Consider the following 18,340-nt stretch of genomic DNA (forward strand, 5'->3'; position numbering starts at 1 on the left):
ACGGTGAAAGCACCATGGTAACGCAGCCGTCGTTCCCGCGCAGGCGGGAGCGACGGTTTGAAGCTAGCTCACTGCGGACGGGCCCGCACCAGCGCCATCATCGCAAACAGCCGCGCGCTGCGCATCCAGCCCAGCACCAGCACCGCCAGCTGGGTCAGCAGGACCGCGCCGATCGTGCCGCCGGCGCCCAGTGCCGGCACCTGCACGCGCACTGCCGCCAGCAGCGCGGCCAGGACCAGGCCGATGCCGGTGACGATCACGTACACGCCCAGCAGCGAGAAGGGCCGGCGCAGCATCAGCCGTACGCCGCCCCACCAGGCCACGATGGCCGAGCGGCGCCGGCGTTCGTTGGCCAGCAGGGCGCGGCCGGCGTCGATGGTGGCGTGCACCAGCACGAACACCACCGCGGTGGCGATCAGCGCCAGATTCGAAGCATGCTCGGCATCGCTTTCCAGGATCGCAGTCTCGGCGGTCTTGCCGGCCAGCCTGAAGGCAATGCCGGCCACGATGCCCACGATGAGGAGCGGGACCGCGCTCCACACCATCATGCGGAACATGCGCGTGTATTCCTGGGCGCCGCCGGCCAGCAGCTCGCTGAAGCCGGGGCGGCGGGGCGCCCGCGCCGCATGGATGCTCATCCCCGCCAGCAGCGGCGACAGCAGCAGGGTCAGGCCCAGCGCGACGAGGCCGCCGGCGCCGATCGCCGCGGCGAAGCGATCGCGCATGCTGCCCGCCAGGTCGGCGATCGCGATCATGTCGAGCTTGTCCGCCAGCTGGGCCGCATGGACGGAATGGTCGAGGTTGGCGCCCAGCATCTGCCACACCGGCAGGCTGGCGACGATGGTCGGCAGCAGCAGGAGCAGGGCCCACCACAGCAGCAGGCGCCATTGCAGCGCGGCGCGCATGGCGCCGAACAAGGGCCGCAGGCCATGGCGGCGGCGGGCGCCGGCGTTCTGCGGCGCCAGGGAGGGAGAGTCGAGGGTCTGGTCGGTGTGCATCATACGGTCGCGATCAGGCTGAGGAGATATTCGATGAAGGAGGACGCGTCCATGCCCCAGCGGCGCGAGGCGCTGGCGTCGGCCTTGAGGGTGCGGCTGTCGTCCAGCTTGTTGGCGTCGAGGTAGTGCAGGCGCTGCGGGTCGAGTTCGGCCGAGACGGCGCGCGCCGGCTTGACCCAGCTGAACTTGTGCCAGCTTTCGCCGGCGTCCCAGCGCACGGTTTCCACGCTGCCGTCGGCGAACTTCACGGCCAGGGTCTGCGGCACCGCGGCGCCGTAGCGGCGCAGCAGGACCTCGGTGCGGAAGGGGTAGGGGCCGAGGCCATCCTTCGCCTTCGGGTTGGCCTTGCTCCAGGCTTCGCGCGTCTTCTCGATACGCTTGTCGAGGTCGGCCTGCTTGTCCTCGACCCAGCCGCTGCCCGCCTGGCGCGTGCCCGGCAGCGGCAGCTGTTCGCGGCTGCTGAAGTCGGCGATGCGGTCGTCGACCTTGGTCGCCGCATACACCTGCCGGGCGAATACCGATTCGACGGCGGCGCGCTGCCCGGTCACTTCGGCCAGGGTCTCGCGCAGGTCGGCGGTGCTCGGGTGGCGGAACTTCCAGCGCCGGTAGTATTCCTTGAAGGCGCGCTCCATCGGCTCCTTGCCGACGCGCGCCTCGAGGTCGCGCATCAGGGTCGCGGTGCGGCTGTAGACCGCGCCGATGTCCTGCAGGCGGTCGTAGGCGTTCTGTCCCGGCGGGTCGGCCGGGTCGTTGCGCGGCGTGCCCATGCGCTCGGCCGCGAAGGCGTCGAAGGCCGGCGTGATGCCGAGGCTGCGGGTGAAGGGCGTGCCGGCGTGGAGCTTCTGGCCGCGGTCGCGGAGCATGCGCAGGTCCCAGTACTCGTTCAGGCCTTCGTCCAGCACCGGTTCCTCGAACTCGTTATTCGCCAGGATGCCGTAGAAGTAGCCGTGGCCGAATTCGTGGATGGTGGTGAAGTCCAGCAAGTACTGGCTGGCGAGGTCCGGCTCGACCTTCGCATAGCCTTCGACCGTGAAGAAGGTCGGGTATTCCATGCCGCCGGCTTCTACAGCATTGTGCGGCGGGATCACCACGGTGAGGGTCTTGTAGGGGTAGGGGCCGAGGGTGTTCGAGAAATAGCTCAGCGAATCCTTGGCGGCCTTCATCGCCGGCGCCGCGCTGGCCGCGTACTCGGGCGGATACAGCACGGTGACGGTGACGTTAGGGCTGCCCGGGCCGGTCCAGGTCTCGACCATCGGCTTCGCGCTGCGTTTATCCGCGGTCCAGGCGAAGTCGTGGACGTCGCCCTGCACGTAGCGGTGGGTCAGCATGCCGTGCTGCTCGACGGGTGCGCCCTGCAGCTCGCCGGTGGCGCCGATCGTGTAGTCCTTCGGCGCCGTGAGCCGCACGTCGAAGCTGCCGAAGTCGGCGTAGAACTCCGAGTTCAGGTGCATCTCGTGGGCGTTCCAGCGCGGCGTGGTGGCGCCGCGTTCGCCCGGCAGTTCCAGCACGCCGATCTTCGGGAACCACTGGCCCACCAGGTGGAAGCTGCCGAAGTAACCGGTGCGCGCCATCACACGCGGCAGCTGGGTGTGGAAGTCGATGTCGAAGGTGGTCGAGGCGCCCGGCGCCACCGCGGCCGGCAGGTCGAAGCGCACCACGGTGTGGTCGGTGGCCGGGCCGTTGTCCGGATGGACGAAGGTCCAGGGCACGGTGGCCTCGCCCTGGATCACGCCGCGCAGCGCGATGTGGCCCCACTCGCCCTCTTTGATGTCGACGCCGGAGCGGAAGGCGGTGCCGCGCTGGCGCTTCTCGGTGAAGAAGGTGCTGCCGGCGCCTTCGAAGGCGTTCATGTACAGGTGGACGTAGACGCTCTTCACCGCCACGCTGCTGCGGTTGCGCCAGGTGAGCTTTTCGCGGCCCGTCACGGTGTGCTTGACCGGGTCGAGGGTGGCGTCGATGTCGTAGTGGACCACGCGCTCGGACAGCGTCGTCTCGAGCCCGGTGCGTATGCCGCCCCAGGCGTTTGTTGCGCTTGCCACGGTGACGGCGGCCGCGTTCGGTGCCGCCAGCGGAATGCCGTCGGGCGCCGGCGCCGGCGTGCCGGCCGCGGCGGGCGCGGGCGCTGCCTGGTCCGGCCCGGCCAGCAGGTCGGCGGTGACCGCCACCCCGGCCGCCAGCAGGATGGCCGTCGCACCCGTGCGCAATAGTGTCGAACCCAATCTCATGCAAGCCCCCCAAGTATGGATTGTTTATTAAGTTGTATTTGTGTTCACACTATATGCGAAAACCTTGCTGAAAATCTCACGGGTCGCCACAATCGGACCCGAAATCGACGCCAGACGGCAGAGTTGTTGCTTGTTAGGTTTATAATTCGCCGGTTCTGGTGCCCGCACGCATGGTCTATGCGTGCAGTTAAACGGGAAACACGGAGCGCAGGCGCCCCCGGCGCCGCGCCAACGTGTGCTGCCCCCGCAACGGTAAACAAGCGCCGCCTTGATGGCGGCTGGCCGCTTCGATGACCACTGTGCGCTGCGCGTGCAGGAAGGTGGAGCGGTCCGTCTTGCGAGCCCGGATACCGGCCAGGACAGGGGGAAGCGGGTACTGTGCCGCGCTTCCGTGACGAGCCGGTGTGCGGGGACGCGCGCCGGCCTAACGATCGAACACTGAATAATCGATGATTTCCAAAAAGCCGCTCGCGCTGGCCTGCGCCATTGCCTTTTCCATTCCCTTTGCCGCCCTGGCCGACGAAGCCGCCCCGGCGACCGTCGTCATCACCGGCTCGCGCTTTCCCAGCAGCGAGGCGCTGCAGCCGATCGGCGCGACCGTCATCACCCAGGATGAGATCCGCGAAGCCGGCGTCAACGACGTCAACCAGGCGATCCGCAAGATCGGCGGCGTGTTCGGCCGCCAGAGCCTGGATTCCTCACCGGACTTCGCGCTCGACCTGCGCGGCTTCGGCACCAATGGCGCGCAGAACATGGTGATCATGGTCGACGGCGTGCGCCTGAACGAGAACGAACTGACCAGCTCGGTGCTGTCGACGATCCCGATCGACACCGTCGAACGCATCGAGATCACCCGCGGCGGCAGCAGCGTGCTGTACGGCGAGGGCGCGACCGGCGGCATCATCCACATCGTCACCCGCCGCTCGGGCCAGCCGGGCACCCACGGCTCGGTTTTCGCCGAAGCAGGGCAATTCCGTGAGCGCGACGTGCGCGCTTCCCTGTCTCACGTGGCCGGCAATATTAGCGCGGACGTGGCCGTGGCGCGTCAGGACAACGACAACTACCGTGACAACGGTAACTTTATCCAGAACAGTGTGTCCGCCGGGCTGCAGCTCACGTACTCGGGCGGCCGCGCCGGCGTGCGCATGGAAAGCGCGCGCCAAGACCAGCGCTTCCCGGGTTCGCTGACTCTGGCCGAGTTCCAGGCCGATCCGACCGACACCAAGACGCCGCGGGACTTCGGCAAACTCGATACCGACCGCGTCAACGCCTACGCCGAATACCGCCTGGGCACGGTCGACCTGGCGGCCGAACTGTCGCACCGCGAACGCGAGGCCGACTCGAACTACTACTTCGGTTCGTCGGCATCGGTCACGCATTTCAAGGGCCGCCAGAACCAGTTCTCGCCGCGTGCGCGCTGGCTGCATGACATCGGCAGCGGGATGCTGAACGAACTCGTGGCCGGCATCGACGTCATCGACTGGAAGCGCAAGACCACGTCCGGCTTCTCGCTGGCCGACGCCAGCCAGAAATCCAAGGCGCTGTATGTGCGCGACGAATTGCGCTTCGACCCGGCCCACAATGGCCGCGTGGCGCTGGGCGTGCGCCGCGAGATTTTCGACAAGGACTACGTCGATGCGATGGCGGGCGGCGTGGCCGACAACGGTTCGCAGGCCCAGAACGCGTGGGAAGCGCAGGGCAGCTACGCGGTGCTGCCACAACTGGAAATGTTCGCGCGGACAGGGCAGAGCTACCGTGTGGCCAATGTCGACGAGAACAGCTACCGCACCAGTCTGAGCCTGCTGAAGGTGCAGACCTCGCATGACCTGGAGCTGGGCGCCAGCTGGGGCGACGGCTTACGCAAGCTGACCGCGCGCGTGTTCCGCCACAAGCTGGACAACGAGATCTTCTACGACCCGACCGCCTTCGCCAACACCAACCTCGACCCGACACGCCGCCAGGGCTTCGAGATCGATGCCGAAACCCAACTGGCCACCGCCTGGCGCGCCACCGCCCACCTGCAACACGTCAACGCCAAGTTCACGGACGGTCCGAACGCCGGCCGCGAGATGGTGCTGGTGCCGAAGAACGTGCTCACGGCCCGCCTGGCCTGGCTGCCGGGCAATGGCCAGACCGCCGATTTCGGCGTGCAATGGGTCGACAGCCAGCGCTACGGCGGCGATGTCAGTAATGCCTGCCCGACACGGATATCCTCCTATACGACCATTGACGCTCGTTATGCATTGCGTGTCAGTCAATGGGAGTTCGCTGTCGCGGGCCTGAACCTGGCGGACCGTCATTACTTCAGCTATGCCTTCGATTGCGAAGGGGGAATTTACCCCAGTGCAGGCCGTCAGTTGAAATTATCGGCGCGCTACAACTTCTGAACGCTTTAGCTCGGCACTTTTAAGGCAAGATGGACGCAGCCCTGTTTCGGCCGGCTGCGTCCTGTCCGACGTGCGAATTGCCGTCGGCTTACCTGATCTCGTCCTCCCGGACGATGGTAATTCCAGCCGATACGCAGGCGTCGGAGGCCAGGCAGCCCGGCACAATGAATGGCGCGATCGTAACCGCCTTGTACCAGCCGTTTTCGCCGATCGAACCGAAGGCCTTGACGCTCCAGTTAATAAATGGGTCATGTAGTTCCGCCAGATGTTTCAGCGGCGGGAACCCGTTGGCCATTTGGAAATACCAGCACTGATCCCCGGTAGGGCAGCCAGCTCCGCTGACGCCAACCAGTGAGTCCGGATCGCCATAAGCGTTGAGGACCAGTTTTCCGGTATATGCAAGACCTGCGCCTTTTATGCCGCTCAGCAGTGCCTGGTTGACCTGTTGCCCCTGAAGTAATCCGGTACTGAAACTCGAAAATCCCGCCGCAAATGCTGCGTTTTCCGCCGTGCCCGCGGCAAGCCCGATATATTCACCAATATACTGGCCCTGGATCGCCAGACCGATACTGAATGCGACCACGATGAGCTTTTCGAGGAAAGTGGGCTCGGGAGGATGATATTCGTAAAGCCACCCATTTACCCTGGTGCCTGCCGCGTCTTCGAAGCCGATATTAATGTTTGCCGATCCGTTCGAAATCGGTATGTCGATGCGGCCGGTTCCACATACCGTGAATGGCGTAACGCATCCGTTCTGGTACGTGAAGTTGGATTCGAACACGCTGAGGATATGATAATACGCCGTCGGCTGCACGCGCCGCAGGTCGAGCCATCCCATGAACGCTCGCCGTTCTTCCATGGTGTACATCGGCCTGTATGGGGGCGATGCTATTTGATACGGAGGCGTCGTCGCTCTCAGGTCATAATGCGTTTCCGCCCTGACGGCCGAGATGCCGCCAAATATCGGCTGGTTTTCCCTGTCGAGTTTCGAGTCATACCATCCGGCGTACTGGACGATATTGTTCTTGTCTCGAAAAATGACAAGAATCGTACCGGGGCGAATGGGGTCGCCTGCCGCTCTGTCCGAAATTTTTGCACACTCGCCTTTGAAACCATAGCCGTTGGTTGCGGCAAATAATAGAACGCTCTTTTTCCACTGATTCCAGCGCGATCCGGTGATTTGGCCGCAGGTCCATCCGCTATCCAGCAAGGAACTCCAGTCAGCCGTCGTCGAGCTCGGCAAAGTCTCGGCTTTGGCCATTCCAGATCCCGACGAGAGAATGAAGCCCATAATACTGAATGCTAAAAGGCGTTTGAAAGCAAGCCAGCAGTTTCGGATATTTCTCAATTCGTCCTCGCATGGTTGGGGATGGATTTTCTGATTTTTACTATACATATTGTTCAGTTTCTCGGCAAGATATTTTCGGATATCTATTCCGTCTGAAAATGGGTTTTCTAGCGATAAAATTTGATAAGTGATTTGATATTTATCAAACGAATTTTTCTGATTTAATTTATTTAGATTTGTTTTATGCAAATCGAATTAATTGTTTTCTTGGAAAGTCATGGTGGAATGGGCTGGACAGTAAAAGTACCGATGTGATGCGAGATTCGACGAAATGCGTCCTGCCCGGCAGGAACTGAAGGACCGGTTCGACAACCTGGCGTGAACTTACTACGGCGCGATCAATTGTTAATTGACGGGAAGCCGGTTTTTGTTACCATTGGTAAGTGCCGTAAAAAATAAGCCCCGGCTAAGGCTCGCAGGCGAAAAAGTGGTAATCTCGCGGTCGTTTGCACAACCCACACTAGAAGGATACTTATGCGTTCCCTCCGTTTTGCCCTGCTTGCCGCCAGTCTCGTCGTCAGCACTGCTTTCGCCTCGCCGACCGACCCGAAGAACGGCGTCGAGTACGTGACGCTCGCTCAGCCGCAGCCGACGCAGGCCGCCGGCAAGAAGGTCGAGGTGATCGAGTTCTTCATGTACCACTGCCCGCACTGCAACGCGCTGGAACCGCAGTTCGAACAATGGGTCAAAAAGCAGGGTGATAACATCGTCCTGAAGCGCGTGCACATCCCGGCCAGCGGCCCCAACGATCCGGAAGCCCACCTCTACCTGACGCTGGAAGCGCTGGGCAAGGTCGACGAGATGCACGCCAAGGTATTCAAGGCCATCCACGTGGACCGCATCCGCATGAAGGACGACGCCACCGTCATCGACTGGGCCTCCAAGAACGGCATCGACCGCGCGACCTTCACCAACGCCTGGAATTCCTTCGGCGTGATGACCAAGCTGCGCCGCCTGTCGCAAGTCGTCGATGCCTACAAGGTCGATGGCGCGCCGACCATCGTCATCGACGGCAAGTACCAGACTTCGCCGGCGACGGTTTACAATTCGGTCAAGACGGGTAACGAACCCCAGCTGTTCCAGGCCACCCTGCAGGTCATGGATGCACTGGTCGCGAAGGCAGCCAAATCGAAATGAGCGATGCCGAAGGCAAGATCCTGAAGATCTATGACAAGTCCAAGCCGGAAGACGAGGACTTGTACGACACCAGGTATTACCTCCACTGGGCCTGGGCCCTGGTGGCGGTCCTCGTCGGCCTGGTCTTCTGGCTCTGCATCGCCCTCGTGAATGCCGAAAACCAGCGTTATGCGCTGATGACGAACAAGTGTGCCGATCCCCTGTTCAAAGGGGAGATCGACCGCCGCTGCCTGCTGACCGTGGACTCGCGCCCGCACTTCTGGGAACACCTGTGGTACGGCATGAGCCACCTGAAGCCGGAACGGCCTGCGGAAACGCCGGCGCGCCGCCGCTGACTCTTCAGGTTTATTCGAGAATCCCGCGACCCAGGCGGGATTTTTTTTGCCCGAAAGAATGATAAGCTAGACAATACCGATAACCACAAGGGGAATTGTCCATGCGTCTACTGCGCCTTGCCGCCGCCTGCCTGCTCGCCACCGCCGTCGCCATCCCGGCCTTCGCATCGCCGGCGAACCCGCAAAACGGCGTCGACTACACGACCCTCGCCCAGCCGCAGCCGGTACAGACCAGCGGCAAGAAGGTCGAGGTGATCGAGTTCTTCATGTACCACTGCCCGGTGTGCAATGGCCTCGAGCCGGGCTTCGAGGAATGGGTCAAGAAGCAGGGCGACCGCATCCAGGTGCGCCGCATCCACATGCCATTTACGGGCGCCAACGATCCGGAAGCCCACCTGTTCCTGACCCTGGAAGCCCTGGGCAAGCTCGACGAGATGCATGGCAAGGTCTTCGATGCCGTCCACAAGCAGCGCATCCGCCTGAACCAGGACGGCCCCATCATCGACTGGGTCTCGAAGAACGGCATCGACCGCGCGACCTTCCTGAACGCCTGGAATTCCTTCGGCGTGCAAACCCGCCTGCGCGGACTGGACCGCGTGCTGGGCGCCTACAAGGTCGAGACGGTGCCGACCCTGGTCATCGACGGCCGCTACGTGACCTCGCCGGGGCAGGTCAACGCCAGCCTGAAGACCAACAATCCGCAGGAAATGTTCCAGGCCACGCTGCAGGTGGCCGATGCCCTGGTCGCCAAGGCGCTGCAGAGCAAATAAGCTCAGCCGGTCAGTACGCCGTCGGGCAGGGTGATGATGAAGCGCGCCCCACCCAGCGGCGAGCGTTCCACGCGCAAGGTGCCGCCATGCAGCCTGACCGCCTTGCGCGCGATCGACAGTCCAAGCCCGAAGCCGCCGGTGGCGCGGTCGCGGCTGCGGTCGAGGCGGTAGAAGGGTTCGAACACGCGTTCCCGTTCTTCCTCGGGGATGCCGGGGCCGTCGTCGTCGACCAGGATCCGCAGCAGGCCGTCGTCGCGGCGGGCGCTCAGCGCCACCGTATGCGCCGCGTATTTCTGGGCATTGCGCAGCAGATTGCCCACCGCGCGCGCCAGCAGGCGGCGGTCGCCGGCGACGCTGCCCAGCATGGCGCCGAGTTCGACGTGCAGCTCGGCCGGCGGCGGATGCAGGCCCTCGGCGCATTCGCGCAGCACCGGTTCGAGCTCGAACAGGGCGCGCTGCGCTTCCGTCGCATTGTCCAGCTTGCTCATCGACAGCAGTTCGTTTACCAGCTCGTTCAGCTCGGCCAGGTCGCCGTGCATGGCCGCAACGCGTTTCGACAGCGCCGGGTCGCCGGCCTTGTCGGCGAGCAGTTCGAGCCCGAATTCCAGCCGCGCGATCGGGGTGCGCAATTCGTGCGACACCGAATGCAGCAGGTTCCTCTGCGATTCCAATAGCCCCTGGATGCGTCCGGCCATCGCATTGATGCGCTGGGCCAGCGGATAAGCCGCGTCCGAGGGTTTCATCTGCGCGCGCGCCGCCAGCTTGCCGGCGCCGAACTCGTCGGCCACCCGCGCCAGCATCTGCAGGCCCTGCCAGTGCGAGCGCGACCACAGCGCGATCGGCACCAGCAGCGCCAGCGCCACCACCACGTAGCGCACCAGTTCCATCAGCAGGGCCTGGCCGAGGTCGACCGGCAGGCGGGAGGCGCGTAACGCCTCCTCGTTGCTGCCGATATAGCGCTCGCCGGCCAGGTCGACCCGGCGGAAGAAGGTTTTATGGCTGGGGTCGAGCACCAGCTCGCCGCGCTCGAAGGCCGCCCGGCTGCCGTAGGGCAGGGCCTGGCGCGCCTGGTCCAGCGGGATCAGGTCGAACTGCGTCGTCGATACCTCGCGCACCTTGTTCAGGCGCCCCAGCCATTCGTCGGCGGGCGCCTGGTCCACGTATTGTTCGAGCAGGAAGATCTGGGCCGAGGCCTGGCGCCGCGCGATGTCTTCGAAGGGATCGCCGAACAGGCGCGTGAAGACGAAATACACGACGAAAGTCGCTGCCGTGATCGACAGCATGACCAGGATGAAAAAACGGAAGAAGAGGCGGTTCACGCTGCCGGGCAGGTCGTCATGCTCATGAGGCGAAATTGTATAGGAGCAATGATCAAAAAAACCATCTTTTACAAAGTTCAGACAAAAGCCGGACATCTCGAGGGGGATTTGCTTGCATGTCCTGCGTAGGATCGTTACTCATCAGGTTTTTCCGTTTGGCCCACCTGATGCGCGACTGACGGTGGGCCTTTTTTATTCCGAAAGAGGGCAGCATGAGGATCTTTGGACGTGCGATGTTTGCGCTGCCGGTCGCCGGCGCGCTTCTGGCGGCGGGACTGGCCGCTTGCGGCGGAGGTTCCGGTACGCAATCCGACCGCCAGGCAGGCCAGGCCAGCCAGGGTGTGGCAGTGGGTGAACCGGCCCCGAGCCTGGCGCTGGGCGACTTCATCACCCGGGCGCGCGAGGCCAGCTGTAACGAGACCCGCAACCGCCTCTACCTCATCGACGGCAAACAGGTCCTGTGGGACCATGCCGGCTACTGCGCCGATGCTTCCTATGAACAGGTGCTGTACGGCGACAAGCCGGACACCGTGCTGTGCACCCACGGCGACACCTTCGCCGGTCCGCGCACCACCTGCCAGGACGGCGCCGCGCGCACGCTGTTCGAGACCATCATCCAGAACCTCGACAAGCCCGACCTCGGACTCGGCGGCACGCACAAGGTCGAACGGGTCAGCTTCCTGCCGACGGCCGGCACCCGGATCCCCTTCGAGCGCGTGGCCAAGGACAGCTTCTCCGGTGTGACCGGGAAGAAATATGTCGTCATCAAGGACGAAGCTTCCTGGGGCCGCCTGTGGAGCGAGCACGTCGCCGGCCGCACGCCGGCGCCCACACTGCCGGCGGTCGATTTCGCCAACAAGATGCTGGTCGGCGTGTTCGCCGGCGAATCCGGCAGCGGCTGCCACACGATCGCGATCCCGCGCGTGACCGCCGGCACGACCACCATCAAGGTCGAGGTCGACGAGCGCGAGCTGCAGACCTTCGACGTCTGCCCGGCCGTGGTCACCCATGCAATGCAGGTCGTGGCGATCGAGCGCAGCGATATCCCGGTCGAGTTCGTCGCCGCCTCCGCCAACGAGGTCCCGTTCAAGACCATCAGCCAGACCAGCCAGTCGAAGGTGGAGGAAGCCCGCACCGTGGTCGTCAAGGATGCCGACGCCTGGTCCCTGCTGTGGCGCTACCATGCGCCGGACCAGCCGGTGCCGCCGGTCGACTTCAGCACCACGATGGTGGTCGGCGTCTTCATGGGCTATACCAACCCCTGCTATTCGACCTCGATCGCGAAGATCACCCGCGATGCCGGCAAGATCACGGTCCAGAAAGTCGACCGGCATCCGCCGCCGGGCGTGATGTGCGCGATGATCATGACCTCGCCGGCCCACCTGGTCGCCATCGAGCGCAGCGATCTGCCGGTCGAATTTGCGACAGAAGTCGTGCAGGGACAGTGAAGATGTGGGAGGACGAAAGACAAGCACGTAGAATGTTGTCTTCCTGAATCTTTACTCACCCTATGAACAAGCTTCTCTTCCTCGTTGTGAGTACCGGCGCACTGGCGGGCTGGCTGGCTGGCGGTGCGGCGCGCGCCCAGACGCCGGCCGTCAATCCGATGCCGGACGGCAGCCGCGACATGTACGTGGGCCTGGGCGCCCAGTCGGCACCGCGCTACGAGGGTTCGGGAAGCCGCAAGCTGTCCGCATTGCCGGTGCTCCAGGTTGAATGGAGCAACGGCATTTTCATTTCCGGGATGAGCGCCGGCATGCACCTGTCCAGGTCGCCCACCGTCGAGTACGGCCCGCTGCTGGCGGTCCAGGCTGGCCGTGACGAGTCCGGCACCAGCGTCGAGGTCGGCGGCGTCGGCATGAACGGGCTGATCGGCCCGGCGGCCGGCGAGAAGGCGATGTTCATGACCGGCCGCCTGGCCGGCATGGACGAGATCGGTGCGCGCCTTCAGTTCGGCGGATTCTACAATGTCTACCTCGACCCGCAGTGGCGCCTGACTTCCAGCCTGCTGGTCGGCGCCGGCCGCGACCATGACGGCGCGCGCCTCGAGCTGAACGTCCAGCGCCTGGCCCTGGCCGCCGGCAGCCATCACCGCGTGTCGCTGACGGCCGGCGTGGGCCTGGTCAACCGCCAGTACAGCGAAACCTATTTCGGCGTCACCGTGGCGGAAGCCATGCGCAGCCGCTTCGGCGCCTGGCAGCCGGGCGGCGGCCTGCAGGACGTGCACGCTTCCGTACGCTGGAACTGGGTGCTGAGCCCCTCCTGGATGCTGACCTCGAACCTGCAGGCCAAACGCCTGCTGGGCGACGCCAGCCATAGCCCGCTTACCCAGCGGCCCACCAACCTGACGGTTTCGACCGCCTTCGCCTATCGATTCTGACGATGCGTCCCGCCCGACCACTCATCGCATCCCTTGCCCTGCTGCTGGCGGCCGGTTCGGCCGGCGCGCAGGCGCAGGATGCCGTGAGCTACCGGGACGCCTACCGGGCCATGGTGGTGTTCGACAAATACGGCGGTCCGAAAAACCTGCTGGTGAACCAGCTGCAAGTGCTGCCCAGGGAGCGCGGCGCCCTCGCCGAAGGGCTGCAACTGAGCCTGACCGGCAGGTCGACTCAGCTGAACCTGCCGCTCGATCCGCTGGGACGCGCCGTGTTCCCCCTGCAGAAAGCCGCCTACGACGAGAACGCCTCGCTGAGCCTGAACCGCAAGGGCATCGCCTTCACCCTGCGCCCGCAGGTGTCGATCGCGCCGCGCGCCGACGGCGTCTACGACGTCGCCGAACTGCGCAGCGCCTGCGCCCAGGCCCTGGATTTCGCGCGCTACGTCGATGCCTCCCAGCGCTCGCGCCAGTGCGCCGGCGTGCGCTTCGTGTTCGCGAAGAAGACCGAAGCCGGCGCCCGCCTGCGCCGCCCGGACGGCACCGAGCAGGTGCTGCCGGTGACGAATGCCGAGGCCGAGGACGGCTTCCCGGCCGTCGGCTGGCGCTTCGGCGGCGGCGCCGAGCGCGGCCAGATCGCCACCTACAACGCCCCGCTGGCCATCCTTCCCATCTTCGAATAGCCGCGTTATTCTTGCGGCATGACTAAATCCTTGCTCATTACCGGCGCCGGCCGCGGCATCGGCGCCGCCTGCGCCATCCTGGCTGCCGAACGCGGCTGGCAAGTCGCCATCAACTACCGTGCCGACCGCGCGGCCGCCGCCACCATCGTACGCCGCATCGAAGATGCCGGCGGCAGCGCCTTCGCCGTGCAGGCCGACGTCGCCCGGGAAGACGATGTGCTGCGCATGTTCGCCACGCTCGACGAACGCTTCGGCCGGCTCGACGGCCTGGTCAACAATGCCGGCATCCTGGCGCGCCAGATGCGGGTCGAGCAGATGGATGCGGCGCGCATCGGGCGCATCCTTGCCACCAACGTGACCGGCAGTTTCCTGTGCGCGCGCGAAGCGGTGCTGCGGATGTCGACCAGGCATGGCGGCAGCGGCGGCGCGATCGTCAACGTCTCCTCGCGCGCCGCGGTGCTGGGGTCGAGCGGCGAATACGTCGACTATGCGGCCTCGAAGGCGGCGCTGGATGCGCTGACGATCGGCTTGTCGAAGGAAGTGGCGGACGAGGGCATCCGCGTGAACGGCGTGCGCCCCGGCCTGATCGACACCGAGATGCACGCCAGCGGCGGCGAACCGGGACGCATCGCGCGCCTGCAGGGCTCGGTGCCGATGGGGCGGGGAGGGGAAGCGATCGAGGTGGCGCGCGCCATCCTGTGGCTGCTGTCCGATGAAGCGTCCTATACGACCGGCAGCTTCATCGACGTGTCTGGAGGTCGTTGATCAGTTCCAGGCCGAGGGCGAGAACAGGTAACCCTCGCCCCACACGGTCTTGATCTTTTCGGAGAGGTTGTCGTCGAACTTCTTGCGCAGCTTGGAGATGCAGTTGTCGATGCTGCGGTCGAGGCCGTCGAACTCGATGCCGCGCATCTTCTTGAGCAGTTCGTCGCGCGACAGCACGCGGCCGGCGGCCTCGGCCAGGACCAGCAGCAGCTTGTACTCGGTATTGCTGAGCACGCATTGCAGGCCGCGCCAGGTGACGCTGCGGTCGTTGGTCATGATGCGCAGCTGGCCGAATTCCAGCATCCGGGTATCCGGCACCGCCTTGGTCTGGGTGCGGCGCAGCAGGGCGCGCAGGCGGGCCAGCAACACGCGCGGCTGGACCGGCTTGTTGACGAAATCGTCCGCGCCCTGTTCCAGGCCCGAGACTTCGTCGTAGGTATCTTCGCGCGCCGTCAGGATCAGGATCGGCACATCGGACTGTTCGCGGATCTGGCGGCATACCACCATGCCGTCCATGCCGGGCAGCATCAGGTCGAGCACGACGATGTCGGGCTGCTTTTCCTTGAAATGTTCGAGCGCGGTATCGCCCCGAGTGACGAGCTCGACCGAAAATTCATAGCCGGACAGGTATTCCGTGACCAGTTCCGCCAGGCGCGGATCGTCTTCGATCAACAGTACGCGATACATGATGTTCTCCTTGAGCCGTGATTGTATAAGAGCAAATATCAAAGAGGCAGATTTACCGTCGTAGCTGGACAAATTGATACAGTTTCGCGACAAAAGCGGGGTAGTAAACGAAAGCATCCGGCGCAGCGGATTTCGTCCGGCGCGGCACGGACGCTCGCCGGTACCGCTAACTGGCGCACAGTCGAGAAAGTCGTGCGGTAGGATCATGCTTCCCATTCACGGGAGCATCCGCATGACATTGCACTGGAAAGGAATAGCCGTTATGGCGGCCTTCATGCCGCTGCTGTGGCCGCTCAGCGCGCAGGCCGACTGGGCGCAATCGGCCGATCCCCTGGTCGTCCGGACCATCCCCTCGAACAGCGAAGTCCAGTTGCAGAACCCGCCGACCTTCAGTTGGGCCCGTTACCCGGGCGGCGTCCCCCGCTACGAGATCCAGATCAGGCCGGAGGGCGGTTCGCCGCTCGGTGCGACCGTCGACCGCAACTGGTACCTGCCGGCCAAGTCCCTGGCGCCGGGCAACTACAGCTGGCGCGTGCGCCCGTACGGATCGAACGACTGGTCGACGCCGCGGACGTTCTCGATCACCGGCAAGTCGACCGCATTCGAGGTGCCGGACAATGCAGCGCTGCGCGCGCGCATCCTGGCCAGGGCCCGGCCGCGTTCGCTGCCGCCGTCGTTCACGCCCTACGCCGCCTGGAGCGCCTCGAAGAAGAAGGAGCTGGACCCTTACCTGAGCCGCCTGGTCAAGGAAGTCGGGGTGCAGATGGGGGCGCTGCCCGACCTGGAGGACGCGCGCTGGCCGCTCGTGATCGCTGCGCCGCTGACGGCGGCGATGGCGGCCCAGCAGAGGGAGGTGGCGAACAGCATCAACGAAGCCTCGCGCCAGCTCGAAGCGGCAGCCGTCCTGTGGCGCCTGAAGGAAGATCCGGCTTACCTGAACGAGGCGTTCAAGCGCGGCGACCAGCTGGCCGCGCTGGACCCCGCGGGCCCGACCGGCTATGCCGGCCAGGACCAGGCGACACGCCAGATTGCGCTCTCGCTGGTGAAGGCGGCCGACCTGCTGGCCGGCGACCTGGACGCCGGCCGCAAGGCGAAGTGGCTGAAGACCGTGAGCGTGCACGGCGCCGAGATGTTCAAGGACCTGGCCGCCGACCGCGGACGCCTGGACCAGCATCCCTTCGATCCGCACGCCACCACGCTGCAGGGCTATATGGCGCTGATCTCGACCCTGGCGCTGGGTGACATCCCGGACGCGCAGCAGTGGTTCGACTTCAGCTTCCGTGCCCATGCCGCCATGCCGGAGCCGTGGTCGGGCCAGGAGGGCGGCTACGCCAACGGCACCGCCTACGCCGAATACACGGCCGGCTACCTGGTCGCGCTGTGGGACCCGATTCTCCAGGCGACCGGCGTCAACCTGTACGCCAAGCCGTGGACGGTGGGTTTCATGAACTTCCTCATCGAATTCGTCCCGCCCGGCGCTCCCGTGCATGCCTTCGGCGACGGTTCCGAGACCAGGCCCGACTTCCGCGTGCTGCGCGCGCTGGCGAACCGCATGGTGTCGCCGCGCGCCGCCTGGTATGCGAGCAAGGTGAAGGCCAGCGAGGATGCGCTGTCGCTGCTGGAGGGCCCCTACCCGATGCCCGTGACCGGGACCCGGCGCAAGATCCCGCCGGATAACGCGGCCTCGTTCCCGAGCATCGGCTGGGTGGCGATGCACAAGGACATCGGCTCGAGCGGGGATACCTCGTTCTACTTCAAGTCCAGCCCCTACGGCGCGTTCAACCACAGCCACGGCGACCAGAACGGCCTGCTGCTGACGGTGGCGGGCAAGCCGCTATTGATCAAGGCCGGCTGGTACGACTGGTACGGCTCGCCGCAATGGACCGACTGGTACCGCCAGACCAGGTCGCAGAACGCGATCACCTTCGACGGCGGCAAGGGCCAACTGGTGGACGGCTACCGCGAGCAGCTGCGGCACAACGGCCGCATCACCGCATTCTCGGTGAAGCCGGACCACGACTACGCGGAGGGCGACGCGACGCCGGCCTATGGCGCCCAGCTGACCCAGGCCAGGCGCCAGGTCGTGTACCTGCATGGCCCGAACGCCTTCGTGGTGCGCGACAAGCTGTCGTCGAAGGCGCCGCGCACTTACGAGTTCAACGTGCACGCACCCGTCCTCATGAAGGTCGAGAGCCCGGCCAGCGTGAAGATCGGATCGGGCCGCCAGTCGGTCTGCCTGCGCGACCTGAACGGCGACGCCCCGTTCGCCAAATGGGACGGGCCGCGGCCGAAGAAGGGCGTGACGGAAGATCATGGCGCCTTCTACCTGAAGAAGGATGGCGGCGCGGTGGCGGAATTCCTGGTGCTGCTGGATGTCGGCTGCAAGCGGCCGAAGGTGACGGTCAATAGTGCGGGGAGCCGGCGCCTGGTGACCGTTGGCGGACAGGCTTTCGAATTCGATTGACCTTGCCATTGTTGGAAGGATTACGCTCGATCCCCTATTCATTTCTCTTGGAGCGATCATGGTCGAGTATCCCGTGCCGGGCTTGCGCTGCGTGTTGTGCGTTTATCGTCTGAAGACGGCGATCCGGAAGATCGATCCGGGGCTGGAGGTCAAGGTCGATCTTCGAAGCGGGCGGGTTGGGGTTGGGCGGCAGGACGACATCGCTACCGTCGAGCGTGCACTGGCGTATTTGAAGGCGCTTGCACCCGTCAGCTGATTCAGTTGACCGCCACCTACAATTTTTCAATCTGCCGGTCGATCTCCTTGCACGCTCGTTGCGCTCGCTGTAGCGGTCGCTCAGGTAGTCGGTACGGCCGCGCATCAGCAGCGTCATTTTATAGAGCTCTTCCATCACGCCGACAACCCGGTCGTAGGCAGAAGGCCGCATCCGCCCCGCGTCGTCGAATTCCTTGTACGCCATCGGCACCGACTGGTTCGGTATCGTGCACATGCCCATCCAGCCAAAAGCGCGGCAGGGCGTAAATCGTGCTAAGTTCGCCCGAAAAGCTGGTTTGCACGGTAGTTCGACAAGGTGCGGCATCCAATATGTCTAAGCTAATGTTGCTCAGCGGTTTTGCAGTATTACTCATGAGCTCGGCTGCAGCGTCTGCAAGAAACCTGTATGTTTCCACCTCGGGCCGCGACACCAACGCCGGTACGTCCAGCACCGCTCCGTTGCGCACCATCCAGCGCGCCTCCAACCTGGCCCTGCCGGGCGACACGGTTCACGTCGCACCGGGCACCTATTCCGAAACCATCACCTCGTCCGTCAACGGCACCGCGAGCGCACGGATCCGCTTCGTGTC

General features: G+C 64.7%; 15 protein-coding genes, 1 pseudogene and 1 riboswitch. Of the genes and pseudogenes, 10 read left to right on the forward strand and 6 right to left on the reverse strand.

The annotated features are described in order from the left end of the window. Positions 1 to 68: 68 nt before the first annotated feature. Positions 69 to 1,001 (reverse strand): hypothetical protein, encoded by a 933-nt coding sequence (locus tag AB4Z32_RS20335; RefSeq protein WP_442123682.1) that lies wholly within the window; start codon positions 999 to 1,001, stop codon positions 69 to 71. Continuing rightward, positions 998 to 3,223 (reverse strand): M1 family metallopeptidase, encoded by a 2,226-nt coding sequence (locus AB4Z32_RS20340; protein ID WP_442123683.1) that lies wholly within the window; start codon positions 3,221 to 3,223, stop codon positions 998 to 1,000. The genes AB4Z32_RS20335 and AB4Z32_RS20340 overlap by 4 nt, the downstream gene beginning before the upstream one ends. A 139-nt stretch (positions 3,224 to 3,362) precedes the next feature. After that, positions 3,363 to 3,596: riboswitch (cobalamin riboswitch) on the forward strand. Between the two features lie 76 nt (positions 3,597 to 3,672). Here AB4Z32_RS20340 and AB4Z32_RS20345 point away from each other — a divergent pair. Then, positions 3,673 to 5,610, forward strand: coding sequence for a TonB-dependent receptor (locus AB4Z32_RS20345; RefSeq protein WP_442123684.1), 1,938 nt, complete (start codon positions 3,673 to 3,675; stop codon positions 5,608 to 5,610). 88 nt (positions 5,611 to 5,698) lie between these two features. Here the strand turns inward: AB4Z32_RS20345 and AB4Z32_RS20350 are convergent, their stop codons facing one another. After that, positions 5,699 to 7,147, reverse strand: a complete 1,449-nt coding sequence (locus AB4Z32_RS20350) for a hypothetical protein (protein ID WP_442123685.1) — start codon at positions 7,145 to 7,147, stop codon at positions 5,699 to 5,701. 285 nt (positions 7,148 to 7,432) lie between these two features. Between AB4Z32_RS20350 and AB4Z32_RS20355 the strand changes: the two genes are divergently transcribed. The 3 genes from AB4Z32_RS20355 (at position 7,433) to AB4Z32_RS20365 (ending at position 9,200) form a co-directional block, all read left to right on the forward strand. Further along, positions 7,433 to 8,095, forward strand: coding sequence for a thiol:disulfide interchange protein DsbA/DsbL (locus AB4Z32_RS20355; RefSeq protein ID WP_442123686.1), 663 nt, complete (start codon positions 7,433 to 7,435; stop codon positions 8,093 to 8,095). After that, positions 8,092 to 8,430, forward strand: coding sequence for a hypothetical protein (locus tag AB4Z32_RS20360; protein WP_442123687.1), 339 nt, complete (start codon positions 8,092 to 8,094; stop codon positions 8,428 to 8,430). Before AB4Z32_RS20355 ends, AB4Z32_RS20360 begins: the two co-directional genes overlap by 4 nt. Before the next feature lie 101 nt (positions 8,431 to 8,531). Further along, the gene (locus AB4Z32_RS20365) at positions 8,532 to 9,200 is read left to right on the forward strand and encodes a thiol:disulfide interchange protein DsbA/DsbL (protein ID WP_442123688.1); all 669 of its coding nucleotides are present in this window, start codon (positions 8,532 to 8,534) and stop codon (positions 9,198 to 9,200) included. A 2-nt stretch (positions 9,201 to 9,202) separates the two neighbouring features. Here the strand turns inward: AB4Z32_RS20365 and AB4Z32_RS20370 are convergent, their stop codons facing one another. Then, a complete protein-coding gene (locus tag AB4Z32_RS20370; protein ID WP_442123689.1) occupies positions 9,203 to 10,519 on the reverse strand; it encodes an ATP-binding protein in 1,317 nt (438 codons plus the stop codon). Between the two features lie 212 nt (positions 10,520 to 10,731). Here AB4Z32_RS20370 and AB4Z32_RS20375 point away from each other — a divergent pair, with 212 nt between their 5' ends. From AB4Z32_RS20375 to AB4Z32_RS20390, 4 genes are all read left to right on the forward strand, one after another. Further along, complete coding sequence (locus tag AB4Z32_RS20375) at positions 10,732 to 11,967, forward strand: hypothetical protein (RefSeq protein WP_442123690.1); 1,236 nt, start codon at positions 10,732 to 10,734, stop codon at positions 11,965 to 11,967. 62 nt (positions 11,968 to 12,029) lie between these two features. Next, on the forward strand, positions 12,030 to 12,899 hold the full coding sequence (locus AB4Z32_RS20380; protein ID WP_442123691.1) for a MipA/OmpV family protein: 870 nt from the start codon (positions 12,030 to 12,032) through the stop codon (positions 12,897 to 12,899). 2 nt (positions 12,900 to 12,901) lie between these two features. Then, on the forward strand, positions 12,902 to 13,579 hold the full coding sequence (locus AB4Z32_RS20385; protein WP_442123692.1) for a hypothetical protein: 678 nt from the start codon (positions 12,902 to 12,904) through the stop codon (positions 13,577 to 13,579). 18 nt (positions 13,580 to 13,597) lie between these two features. Then, positions 13,598 to 14,344, forward strand: a complete 747-nt coding sequence (locus tag AB4Z32_RS20390) for an SDR family oxidoreductase (RefSeq protein ID WP_442123693.1) — start codon at positions 13,598 to 13,600, stop codon at positions 14,342 to 14,344. On the opposite strand, the gene AB4Z32_RS20395 is transcribed toward AB4Z32_RS20390, so the two are convergent. After that, complete coding sequence (locus tag AB4Z32_RS20395) at positions 14,345 to 15,031, reverse strand: response regulator (protein WP_442123694.1); 687 nt, start codon at positions 15,029 to 15,031, stop codon at positions 14,345 to 14,347. A gap of 262 nt (positions 15,032 to 15,293) precedes the next feature. Here AB4Z32_RS20395 and AB4Z32_RS20400 point away from each other — a divergent pair, with 262 nt between their 5' ends. Then, positions 15,294 to 17,495, forward strand: coding sequence for a heparinase II/III domain-containing protein (locus tag AB4Z32_RS20400; RefSeq protein WP_442123695.1), 2,202 nt, complete (start codon positions 15,294 to 15,296; stop codon positions 17,493 to 17,495). Between the two features lie 286 nt (positions 17,496 to 17,781). On the opposite strand, the pseudogene AB4Z32_RS20405 reads toward AB4Z32_RS20400, so the two are convergent. Further along, positions 17,782 to 17,994: pseudogene (locus AB4Z32_RS20405) on the reverse strand (arsenical resistance protein ArsH); the annotation flags it as partial. A gap of 128 nt (positions 17,995 to 18,122) precedes the next feature. Between AB4Z32_RS20405 and AB4Z32_RS20410 the strand changes: the two are divergent. Further along, positions 18,123 to 18,340: DUF1565 domain-containing protein (locus AB4Z32_RS20410; protein ID WP_442123696.1), on the forward strand; the 218-nt coding region annotated here is incomplete at its 3' end.

Source organism: Massilia sp. 2TAF26, assembly GCF_052115005.1.
Lineage (GTDB): Bacteria > Pseudomonadota > Gammaproteobacteria > Burkholderiales > Burkholderiaceae_D > Telluria.